Origin of the sequence: Bacillus sp. CH140a_4T (genome assembly GCF_008923725.1) — a bacterium.
In the GTDB taxonomy this organism is placed as follows: domain Bacteria; phylum Bacillota; class Bacilli; order Bacillales; family Bacillaceae_G; genus Bacillus_A.
Window position 1 is genome coordinate 302,149 of sequence record NZ_WBPF01000016.1, and the last position, 12,004, is coordinate 314,152.

Consider the following 12,004-nt stretch of genomic DNA (forward strand, 5'->3'; position numbering starts at 1 on the left):
CCTGCTTGAGGAAAAAAGTTGTAATCATCGGCGGTGGCATCACAGGATTAACAACAATGTATAACTTGCAAAAAGAAATTCATGACAAGAACTTGTCGATCGATACATTACTGATAGAAGCATCGGGTAAACTTGGCGGGAAAATTCAAACCGTTCGAAAAGATGGATTTACAATTGAACGCGGACCGGATTCTTTCTTAGCACGAAAAGAAAGTGCAGCAAGATTAACGAAAGAATTAGGTCTTGGCGATGAACTTGTAAACAATAAGGCCGGTCAATCATTTATCCTCGTAAACAATCGGTTACATAAAATGCCGAGCGGATCAATGATGGGAATTCCAACGCAAATTACGCCGTTTCTATTTTCCAGGCTGTTCTCCCCAATTGGTAAGCTAAGAGCTGGTTTTGATCTGTTAATGCCGAGATCAAAGCCAGTATCTGACCAATCACTCGGGCATTTTTTCAGACATCGACTCGGCAACGAAGTGGTTGAAAATTTAATAGAACCACTACTATCGGGTATTTATGCAGGGGATATCGATGAAATGAGCTTAATGTCAACATTCCCGCAAATGTATCAAATTGAGCAGAAACATCGCAGTATTTCACTCGGTATGCGAACGCTCGCTCCGAAAAAAGAGAAATCTGAACCGAAAAAGGGCATCTTCCAAACAGTGAAAACAGGTTTAGAATCTATAGTAGAATCTCTCGAAGCGAAGATACATGAAGGTACGATAATAAAGGGCACTCGCATTGAAAAAATTGCAAAACAGGGTGATGGTTATACGATTGCTCTTAGTAACGGAAAAGAAATAGAAGCGGACGCGGTCGTAGTAGCAAGCTCACATAAAGTATTGCCATCTATGTTCGCGCAGTACAAGCAGTTTCGTTTCTTCCGTAACATTCCGTCCACATCAGTTGCGAATGTGGCAATGGCTTTTCCGAAATCAGCCATTCAGCGTGATATCGATGGTACAGGATTTGTCGTATCAAGAAATAGTGATTACACAATTACAGCATGTACGTGGACACATAAAAAATGGCCACATACAGCGCCAGAAGGAAAAACGCTTCTTCGTTGTTACGTTGGACGTCCTGGTGATGAAGCAGTTGTAGAACAAACAGAAGAGGAACTCGTTCAGCTTGTACTAGAAGACTTACGAAAGACGATGGATATTACAGAGGATCCAGAATTTACAGTCGTAAGTCGCTGGAAAGAAGCGATGCCCCAATATACAGTAGGCCATGACGAGCGAATGAAAAAACTCACAACATTTATGGAAAAAGAGTTGCCAGGTATATACTTGGCAGGTAGTTCTTACGCTGGTTCTGGTCTTCCAGACTGTATTGATCAAGGTGAGAAAGCCGCAAAGCGTGTACTTTCTCATTTGGAGAAAGTAATGGATACGGAATTAATTGCACAATAAAGTGAAACGCCTTCAATCACATTGGAGGCGTTTTGTTACTTATTCACCGATAAACATATATAAGTTATTTGGCTTTATAACGGCATCTCCCGCATAAATGACCCACTCTGTTAAGTTATCAAAATCTAAATGATAACTATTTCCTTCGCTCATATTTTCTATAAAGTATGGTTCATTAATGAGTATACCTTGAATGAAATCTTCCGTAATTTCTTGCATTTCAAACCACATATGTTCACTTTTTCCTTCTTCGTAGGAGACACCAAACTTAGCGAGGAAACGAAAATCTTCATTCGATTGTTCAATGTGAAAAATGTTGCTGAAATACCCGAAAGTATTCTTCGCATTGTAAGCCATACGATCGGTTTCACTATTTGTTTTATAGAACATAAGCCCAGTAGCTTCCTCGTGTTCTTTGAAAAAACTTTCAATATATTCTTCTGAAGTATTAAATTTGAATAAGAGAACGGACGGAGATTGATGGTATTCGTCTCGGTCATCCATCCCGCCTAAGAATACGTTTTGTGCATCTATTGGTTGTAGTTTCACTTCTTCATCCTCGATTGAAGATAATTGATCCATACTCGTTTTATGCCCAATATAAGATAATCCCTTTTCCCATGGAACAGCTACTGTATGTATAGAACCTTGCTGACTATGTGCGATAACGATAGGCTCATTCATAGGGACTTGTCCATTCTCAACGGCATTATTAGCAAATGTTTGAAAAAGATCGCCAATGCCGTAATAGGAAGAAATACGATTTGGAATAATTAATTCTATTTCTGTTACACCTGCTCTTGAAAGACCATGTGTATGAAACCAATATTGTGTAGGCTCACCGTCTTTATCGTCTTCATAAACAGAATGAATAACGTACAAGTCAGGAATGTCAGGTAATAATTCATTTTCAACGTGATATTCAATATAGCTTCTAGATATCACTTTCATTGCTGCACTTGAATCGATTACAAATAACAAGTCTGGAGCGAGGTGCCATAAAAACTGTAGCTGCTGGAAAAAGCAGTCCAGCACATCGCCTACAAATAGCGTACGAGTGAAAATTTCAGTGCCATAAGCAGCATCTTCAAAATGACGATCTATGATTGTAGAATCTTGTCTATTGTATATTTTATATTCTTCTGGGTCATTCGCCTCATCAATATGCAGTTCATACGGTATGATTTTTTCATCCATATGTAACTCAACAATAAGGCTTGTCTCATCACTGTAAACAATTTTTAATTCATCCACTTTAGTAGCGATCGTTTCTAGGCGCTGTTTTAACTGTTCAATCGTAATTCTAGTTGGTATAACAGCAATCATATCTGAAAAATGACGTTCTAATGTTCCATTCATAGCTGCGCGGTATGTTTCTGTTTGCACTTCCATCCAATCACTCCTATTCAAATGAATACATTGTACATGCCAATGAAATTTCGATATTTTCTGTTTTCTCTCTCTAACATTATAGAGCGCATTCGTAGAAGGTGTAAAATTATTATTTTGTATTATAGTTTGAAAGCTTGTAAATTAAATAAATTTTTTGTAAAACTTGTCGAAATGTAGTTCTATATAACGAATCATTTGTTATGATAGAAATGCTGAGAAAATATGAAATAGGGAGAGGGAAATGGCTGTGAAGAAATTGTTAAGTGTCTTTTTATCATTCATACTATTGCTTTCATTTACTGGAACTTTAGTACAAGCAGAAGAAACGACTTCTATGTCAGTAGAAAAAGCAATTCAAGTATTTAAGCAGCAAGGGAAAACGAAGGGGATAGTGGAAGGATATATCGTTGGGTATACGCAAAGTCCTTCTAAATACACGAAAGATCCGGCTAAGTTTGATGATACAAACGTAGCAATTGCGGATTCGCCAAATGAAACGAATCCAGACAAAATCATGCCAATTCAGTTGCCAAAAGGTGATGTGAGAGCAGCAGTAAACGTGAAAGATCATCCTGAAAATATCGGGAAGAAAGTCAGTTTAACAGGGACGCTTGAATTATATTTTAGTAGCCCAGGTTTAAAATCGGTAACAGCTCATAAGTTTCAAGGGGAAGGACAAAACCGTGTTAGCGATGTAGTAGCTTCGCCTGGTGGCGGAGAAGTTGCGAAGGGCACAGCGGTAACATTAACAACAAATACAGAAGGAGCAACAATCTACTATACGTTAGATGGCTCTAACCCTACAAATAATAGCGTTCGTTATAACGGACAAATTATAGTGAATAAAAATAGTATGATTAAAGCAATTGCAGAGAAAGAAGGGCTTACTTCTTCAGCAATTTCCACATTTTCATTTACTATCGTAAACAATGAAGAGGTTCGTATTCATGATATTCAAGGTAAATCACATATTTCTCCTTACAAAGGGAAGAAAGTATACAATGTGGAAGGCGTTGTAACAGCGCTTGATAAAAACGGTTTTTATATTGAAGATAACCAGCCGGATAATGATTCAGCTACTTCAGAAGGTATGTACGTATACAAAAAAGATGCGAATGTAGCGGTAGGAGATCTTATTCAAGTTGATGGAGAAGTAGAAGAATATGTTGGGCCTGGATATGCAGAAAGATTTGACACAGACTTAACGACGACGGAAATTAAAGCGAGCCGCGTTGCTGTAATCGCAAAAGATCAACCTTTACCAGCACCGATTGTACTTGGAGAAAACGGTGTGAAAATCCCTGATCAAATTATTGATAATGATGCATTCGGTTTATTTGATCCAAATGAAGATGCAATCGACTTTTATGAAAGTATTGAAGGTATGCGCGTTACGATGCCAACGCCAAAAATTATTGCACCTCAGAAAAACGGGAATTTATATGTAACAGTAGAAAATGGTGGAGATAAAGTCGTAACGAAATATGGCACACCTGTATTAGATGAAAATCAATTAAACCCAGAACGTCTTTCTGTAAAAGTATCTCGTGATTATGTAGCAAAAGTAGGAGATACTTTTACTGGAGATATAACAGGGGTAGTCGGATATGATTACGGTTCGTTCCGTATTTCGCCAATAACGGAATTACCATCTGTAGTGGACGGTGGATTTAAGCAAGTAGGCGCAAATATTCAGCCTCGTCTTGATAAGTTAACAGTTGCTACATATAACATTGAAAACTTCTCGGCGAATAAAAAAGAAACAACAGATGAAAAAGTAAAAGCGCTAGCGTATTCTATTAAATACAATTTAAAAATGCCAGATATTATCGGTGTAGAGGAAATGCAAGATAATAATGGATCAATTAATGACGGTACAACAGATGCTTCATTAAGCGCAAAACGTATCATTGATGCAGTTCTAGAAATTCGCGGGCCAAAGTATGAGTATGTAGAAATTGCTCCGCATAATAATCTAGACGGGGGAGCACCAGGAGCGAATATTCGCGTTGGTTTCTTCTACAACCCATCACGCGTGAAATTAGCAGCAGTACCGAAGTTACTTGATAAAAATGTTGTTCGCATTGGAGACGAAAACCCATTATTTGAAAGTACACGTAAACCGCTTGCGGCAGAATTTACATTCCAAGGACAAAACGTTGTTGTCGTTGCAAATCACTTAAACTCAAAAATAGGAGATGCAACGCCATTTGGAAAAGTGCAGCCGCTCGTATTAAAGAGTGAAGAAAAACGAGTTCAATTAGCACAAGAAGTAAACAATTTCGTACAAGGTATTCAGAAAAAGAACACGAATGCACCAGTTGTTGTGTTAGGGGATATGAACGATTTTGAGTTCGCTAAACCATTAAAAACATTAGAAGGAACAATCTTAAAAAATATGTTAAACACAGTGCCGAAAGAGAACCGCTACACGTACATTCATGAAGGAAATGCACAAGTGTTAGATCATATTTTAGTAACAAATAACATCGCACCATATACAATTGTAGATCCAGTACATTTAAACTCAAACATTATGAAAGAACATGGACGTGTAAGTGATCACGACCCAGTACTTGCTCAAATTGATTTGAAGAAAGCTTCTTAAATCGTTGTAAAAGAACGCTTAGAACTATACTGAGCGTTCTTTTTCTGTAAAAATCATGTTAAAATTAATTAAAAATTCAGTTTTTGTAACGAGGAGGTTAAAGATGCAAGCATGGTTAAGTGGAAGATTAATAAATCAGCTTGCAATTTTTTTTAGTACGATCGTCATGTTTCAGTTTGTAGCTGATGTAACAGGACTTACTCAAAATTTAGACCTTACGTATAACTTAATATATACAGCATCTTCCTATGTAACGTTTAGTTTAGCAGTTATTTTTACTTTAATAGGCGCAAGGAGAGAACTAAGTAAATATGCAATTATTTTATTATGTTCAGTTGTAGGTATTAAAGCGATTTACTTTACAGCGGTCGTTATTTTATGGGGAGTGGGAGGATAATAATAAGAGCGTAATCCCCTAAACTAACTTAGGGGATTACGCTCTTATTCGTTCAACGATTTAGTTTGAAATTACTTGAAATGCTTTTCTACACCGTTCTCTTTTTTGTAGTCTTCTTCTATATTTTTTTCTATCCCGCTTTACTCCTTGTATATACATAAGTAAGCTAACGAAAAGGAAGAAAGCACATTGCATCATTAAAACGTATGGTGACATGCCTTGCAATGGTTGTTTCGGATCATATAAATGAATAGGTGCTCCGCCTATTGAAGGAAGTATTGTATTTAGCAGGACGTACGGAATGGAGGCAACTGCAAATGGAAAGAGAATTGCCATATAGTCCTTTTGTGACCATACAGCTGCAGCAAGTCCTAAAAGGGCCATTAAACCTGCAAATAAAAAATTAATTCCGATATATACAGTAATGTAAGTGAGAGGCGCATCTAAATATAGGTTTGCGAACATTCCATCATCATTTATGATGCCTGAACCAGCCGTAGGTGTTCCGTCTGGAATGGTTAATTTGCAAAATAATAATGATAATATGAACGGAAGCGTATAAAGAAAGCCTCCGCAAAAAAACGTAACGATATATTTCGTTACTGAATAAGGAAATATAGAAATCCCCTTACTAACAAACGGTTTAAAACCATCTGACTTATCCGAATTGTAACTTGTACTAAAGGGGAAACTCGCAATAACAGGCATTAATAATAAATAAACATCCATTTCATTGTCGCGAAATCCGATCCATTTTATATCTGTTGATATAGGTCCACTCGCTGCATCCCCTAAATAACGAATGACATAGTAATAGTGATAAATACAAATAAGAACGAATCCACTAAGCATCATAATTAAAGAAATACGACTACAAAAAGCTTGCTTTATATTTAAACGAAGCGCACGCATCATGACTGAAAAAGCCTCCACCATTTTAATAAACTTGTCTATTTTCTATATTACTATTAAATGTAAGGATTTTCTTGTTTTTTTATTTGATTATTTGAAAAAGGGGAAATTTGTTGTCGTTAAGTAAGGTTTAATTGCACATCTTAAGAACATCTTTTCTTTTTCGCTTTTCTTCTGATACACTATGACAGTATTATATAATTTGACTGGAATTTTTTTATACTGGAAATAATAAAAAAGAGAACTTGTATACAATGTAAGCGTGTGGTAATATCAAAGATGTACTGATTGACTATATTATCCAATTGGTCATTTTTGGAGGTGACGATGTGGCGATAGATCGAAAACGTTCTATTATTGAAGCTGCAACAAAGTCTTTTTCAGCGTTCGGCTATAAAGCAACAACAATGGATCAAGTAGCAAAGTTAGCGAATGTAGGAAAAGGAACGATTTATACTTTTTTCAAAAATAAAGAAGAGCTATTTGGTGAAATTATTTCTAATTTAATTACAGAAATGAAGCAAGTTGCAGAAAATGCAATTCGTTCAGATGTTTCATTTTTTGAAAATGTACATAGAGCATTATATAGCATATTAGAATTCAGAAAAGAACATCAGCTCATGATTAAGTTAATTCAAGAAGAGCGCGATATGGGAACGAAAGAAGTACAAGAAGTGATGCAACAAGTAGATGTGGAAATCGTTTCTGTCATTCAATCGTATTTAAAGATTGCGATTGAAAAAGGTGAAATTAGCAAATGTGATCCAGAAATTACAGCATTTATTATGCTTCGCTTATACGTATCGCTTATTTTTGATTGGGAAAAAAATCATGAACCGCTAGAAAAAGAAAAAATCGCAGAATTATTTGAACTTTATTTATTAAAAGGATTGTCAAACTAAGATAATCCTTTTATTATTATAAAATATGACCGAATGAACAAAATGGTCATATATTTAATTTAAGGAGGAGAAAATAGAAATATTCATTTCATATTGAGTAAAAGTTGCATAGTATAAATTCGGGAATAAGGCATATGTATGAATAAGTATAGCCTTTTTGTTTGGGATGAAATGACTGAATGAACATTTTAGTCATTTAGAAAAAAGGAGGAGAAATAATGAAATGGAATCAGTTGCTTCGTAAAGAGTTTACTGCAATTATAAAAAGCAAAAAAATATTAATTCCAATTATCGCGGTTCTATTCGTACCAATTTTATATGCAGGTATGTTTTTATGGGCCTTTTGGGATCCGTATAAACAGTTAGATGATTTACCAGTGGCGGTAGTCAATTTAGATAAAGGTGCAGTATTTGATGGGAAACCAATTGAGGTCGGAAAAGGGCTCGTTGATAATTTAAAAGATAATACAAGTTTCAAATGGGAATTTGTAAGTGAAAAAGAAGCAAAAAAAGGAATGGAAGGTAGAAAGTATTACATGTTAGTACGCATTCCAGGTGACTTCTCAAGTAACGCTACAACGTTATTAAAAGATGATCCAAAACCATTAAACTTAGAATATATTCCAAACGAAAGCTTAAACTTCTTATCTTCACAAATTGGTGGAACAGCCATTGAAAAAATTAAAGGTGAAGTATCAAGTACGTTAACGAAAACATATGCAGAGAAAATGTTTGATTCTATTCAAGACGTCTCAAAAGGATTAGCAGATGGGGCAGAAGGAGCAAGTAAACTACACGACGGATCAAGTGAGCTGCATGATGGTTCAAGTAAAGTGACGGATGGCCTTCATACACTTCAAGGGAAGTCTGGAGAGATGAAGAATGGAGTTCAGAAATTAGCAGATGGATCTAATAAATTAATAGATGGATCAGGAAAAGTGACAGCAGGTTTAAATACGCTAAATAGCAAAACAGGTGAAATGCAGATAGGTATCGGGAAATTAGTAGACGGATCTGGCAAAGTAACGAACGGTTTAAATACGTTAAATAGTAAAACGGGTGAGATGCAGACAGGTATCGGAAAATTAATAGATGGCTCCGGAAAAGTAACAGACGGTTTAAATACGTTAAATAGCAAAACGGGTGAAATGCAAAAAGGAATTGGTGAATTACATGATGGATCTGAGAAAGTGACCGGTGGTTTGAACAAATTAGTAAGTAAATCCGGTGAATTACAAACAGGAACAACTGACCTATCAAATGGTATGGAAAAACTTGCTGAAGGGCAAAGTCAATTAGAAAAATGGTCTCAAGAAATTCAAAAGGGATTGCAAGAGTTAAATAGTAACGTACAAAAGTCTGCTGCAGCGTTAGAGGAAATGCAGTCAAAAGGCCCTTCTATATTGAATACAGTAAATGAAAAAATAGATGGTGCTGGGGCGAATGTAAATCAGTTAAATGAACTTACGCAATCAACAGCAGGAGATGCAAAAAATGCAGCGCAAGATGTAGCGAATTTACAAAAGCAAATTGAAAGTTTACCAAAAGAATACCAAGATCAGTTACAGCCATTTATAACAAGTGCTGTAAAAAGTACAGCGACAGTTCAGCAAAAAACTGCTGGAGTAGCGGGTGGAACAAATAAATTAAATGAAGAAGTAAAACAATTAAAAGGTGAAATAAATCAAAAAACAGGTGATGGGCAAAGCAAACTACCAAATCCAGCAGAATTAAAATCTTTAACTGTTGGTATTGATCAATTATCCAGTGAACAAAAAGGGTTTGTTAAAAAATTTCAAGGGTTTGGTGCGCAGTTAAATACTGCTAAAGAAGGCGCAAATAAATTTAAAAACGAATCCGGTCAATTAATTGATGCGATAAATCAATTAGCAGATGGTTCGCGTAAAGTAACAGGCGGCTTAGACACATTATCTGCAGGAGCAAATCAAATGGCAGGTGGAGTAAATCAATTAGCAGATGGTTCGGGTAAAGTAACAGGCGGTTTAGGAACATTATCTGCAGGAGCAAACCAAATGGCAGGTGGAGTAAATCAATTAGCAGATGGTTCGGGTAAAGTAACAGGCGGTTTAGGAACATTATCTGTAGGAGCAAATCAAATGGCAGGTGGAGTAAATCAATTAGCAGATGGATCCAGTCAAGTAACAACTGGCTTAGGTAATCTAAATGGTGGTCTAAATAAAATGTCAACTGGCTCAACCCAGCTAATCGACGGCGTAAATAAACTAGCAGACGGATCTGGTAAAGTAACAGATGGTCTCGTAAAAGTAAATGATGGTTCAGGTGAACTGGCTGAGAAACTTGGCGAAGGGGCAGAGAAAACTGGTGAAGTAAAAGGGACGGATAAAACGTATGATATGTTTGCAAGTCCTGTAAAAGTGAAGACGGAGAAAATGGCGGAAGTTCCTAACTATGGAACTGGATTTACACCGTATTTCTTATCACTCGGTTTATTTGTTGGAGCATTACTACTATCAATTGTATATCCATTACGTGATACAGTTGGTGTTCCGAAATCAGGATTTAGTTGGTTTATTAGTAAGTTCGGCGTATTACTATCAGTCGGTATTATTCAAGCGATTGTAGCAGATGTTATATTGCTATTCGGATTAGGTGTAGAAGTACAAAGTATTCCGTATTTCATACTCTTTAGCATCGTTACAAGTTTAGCGTTTATCGCATTAATTCAATGTTTAGTAACAGCATTTGGTGATGCAGGGCGTTTCATCGCCATCATCACATTAATTATTCAGCTTACAACAAGTGCTGGAACATTCCCACTAGAATTGATTCCGAAGTTTTTACAACCATTCAATGCTTGGTTGCCGATGACATACTCTGTATCAGGATTGAAAGCAGTCGTATCAAGTGGAGACTTTGACTTCATGTGGCAAAACGTAGGAATACTCATGATTTTCATCGTTGTGTTATCACTTGGAACAATCGCATCCTTAACTTGGATGCACAAACGACAATTTAGAAATATTGCGGAAAATCAATCGATTGAAGCGTAGAAAAAAGCACCTTTCCGGTGCTTTTTTATTTTAATGTAGGGGGTCTTTTCTGTAGTTTATATATAAACTTTTTTAAAAGCTATAGAGACGAAAGAAAAGGAATTACAACAATTTACAGAGAAAACTAGATATAGAGGAGTTGATATGATGAAAGGAAATCGTACTTACTATTTTATCTTGTATCCACTAATCTTCTTTCTTGTTTTCATCCTTTCACCTATCTTATTTCACAAAGAGGAATATACAAGTATGAAAGATACATTAGGAATACTGCTATTCTACTATGTGTTAATTAGCGGGTATTACCTTATGGATGTTGTAAGTGAAAGAATGAAGAAAAATAATAAGGACAAACAATAAAGTTGTATTATTTAAAAAACGATGGAGGATAACAAAATGACCGAAAATGAAATGAAATTCAGAGATACGACGATTCGTAACTTTTTCGATAAAGAGGATCGCCTAAAATCGATTCCAGGTCAAAAGAAGAAAAACCTAGTATTGTTGGAGCATTTAATTAGCAAATTAAACGCTGAAAATCAGTACACGGAAAAAGAAATGAATACTTTTATAAAGCAGTATCACGATGATTTTTGTACGATTAGACGTGAGTTTATTGTGCACGGGTTTATGGATCGAGAGGATAATATGTATCATGTAAACGGGAGAGAAGTGTGGACGAAGTGGGAGGAGTTAAAATAATGAATTAGCGAAGAATCCTCACGTTATCTATCTTTCTTTGTAGTTTTTAGAAAAAGGTATGAGGTGATTCAGTGATACGATTAGCAAAAGAGGTTGATGCAGAATCCATTATGAATATTAGAAAAGAAATTATATTATCGGAAACTACTACAAAGTTTTTTATAGTATCTCCAAATAAATTGCCAAATGATATTGATGCAGAAAAAGATAAGATACGGAAAAGCAATGAAACAGGGAATCTTTATATAGTTTATGAAGTAGATAGTAAGGTCGTTGGCTTTTTACTTTTCAATCGCTACGAACTAGAACGTCTACGGCATGCAGGTACAATGGGAATGGGGATTAGAGAGGCGTACTGTAATCAAGGCATTGGTACAAAACTAATTGAATTTCTTATTAGCTGGGCTAAAGGGCAGAAAGGTTTAGAGAAAATTTGCTTAGGCGTAGTTTCTATTAATGATAGGGCGATTAAGGTATACAAACGTATGGGATTTGTAGAAGAAGGAAGACAAAGAAAGCAAATAAAGTATGAAGATGGATCATATGGAGATGACGTATTGATGGGTTTTTACATTGAATGAAATAAAGGAGTTTTCTATTGATAGAAAGTGGGATTTTATGAGTAATTGTAT

At 35.9% G+C, this 12,004-nt stretch carries 10 protein-coding genes; 8 read left to right on the forward strand and 2 right to left on the reverse strand.

The genetic code is table 11. From position 1 onward, the window contains the following. The first annotated feature begins 5 nt into the window (after nt 1–5). The gene (hemY, locus tag F8162_RS17010) at nt 6–1,427 is read left to right on the forward strand and encodes a protoporphyrinogen oxidase (protein WP_151631383.1); all 1,422 of its coding nucleotides are present in this window, start codon (nt 6–8) and stop codon (nt 1,425–1,427) included. 39 nt (nt 1,428–1,466) lie between these two features. Here hemY and F8162_RS17015 read toward each other — a convergent pair whose 3' ends face one another. Then, on the reverse strand, nt 1,467–2,819 hold the full coding sequence (locus F8162_RS17015) for a DUF4026 domain-containing protein (protein WP_151631382.1): 1,353 nt from the start codon (nt 2,817–2,819) through the stop codon (nt 1,467–1,469). 241 nt (nt 2,820–3,060) lie between these two features. Here F8162_RS17015 and F8162_RS17020 point away from each other — a divergent pair, with 241 nt between their 5' ends. Both F8162_RS17020 and F8162_RS17025 read left to right on the forward strand, forming a co-directional pair. Beyond that, nucleotides 3,061–5,427, forward strand: coding sequence for a DUF6359 domain-containing protein (locus tag F8162_RS17020; protein ID WP_151631381.1), 2,367 nt, complete (start codon nt 3,061–3,063; stop codon nt 5,425–5,427). 103 nt (nt 5,428–5,530) lie between these two features. Continuing rightward, a complete protein-coding gene (locus F8162_RS17025) occupies nt 5,531–5,824 on the forward strand; it encodes a hypothetical protein (protein WP_151631380.1) in 294 nt (97 codons plus the stop codon). Between the two features lie 60 nt (nt 5,825–5,884). Here the strand turns inward: F8162_RS17025 and F8162_RS17030 are convergent, their stop codons facing one another. After that, nucleotides 5,885–6,739, reverse strand: coding sequence for a hypothetical protein (locus tag F8162_RS17030; protein ID WP_151631379.1), 855 nt, complete (start codon nt 6,737–6,739; stop codon nt 5,885–5,887). A 326-nt stretch (nt 6,740–7,065) separates the two neighbouring features. Here F8162_RS17030 and F8162_RS17035 point away from each other — a divergent pair, with 326 nt between their 5' ends. The 5 genes from F8162_RS17035 (at nt 7,066) to F8162_RS17055 (ending at nt 11,953) form a co-directional block, all read left to right on the forward strand. Next, nucleotides 7,066–7,638 (forward strand): TetR/AcrR family transcriptional regulator, encoded by a 573-nt coding sequence (locus F8162_RS17035; RefSeq protein ID WP_000963378.1) that lies wholly within the window; start codon nt 7,066–7,068, stop codon nt 7,636–7,638. 218 nt (nt 7,639–7,856) lie between these two features. Beyond that, nucleotides 7,857–10,670, forward strand: coding sequence for a YhgE/Pip domain-containing protein (locus tag F8162_RS17040; RefSeq protein ID WP_151631378.1), 2,814 nt, complete (start codon nt 7,857–7,859; stop codon nt 10,668–10,670). A 144-nt stretch (nt 10,671–10,814) separates the two neighbouring features. Next, nucleotides 10,815–11,030 (forward strand): hypothetical protein, encoded by a 216-nt coding sequence (locus tag F8162_RS17045; RefSeq protein ID WP_151631377.1) that lies wholly within the window; start codon nt 10,815–10,817, stop codon nt 11,028–11,030. Between the two features lie 36 nt (nt 11,031–11,066). Further along, a complete protein-coding gene (locus tag F8162_RS17050; protein ID WP_151631376.1) occupies nt 11,067–11,372 on the forward strand; it encodes a DUF2087 domain-containing protein in 306 nt (101 codons plus the stop codon). 71 nt (nt 11,373–11,443) lie between these two features. Next, nucleotides 11,444–11,953: a GNAT family N-acetyltransferase gene (locus F8162_RS17055; RefSeq protein WP_151631375.1), complete on the forward strand. Its 510-nt coding sequence runs from the start codon at nt 11,444–11,446 to the stop codon at nt 11,951–11,953. Nucleotides 11,954–12,004 lie beyond the last annotated feature (51 nt).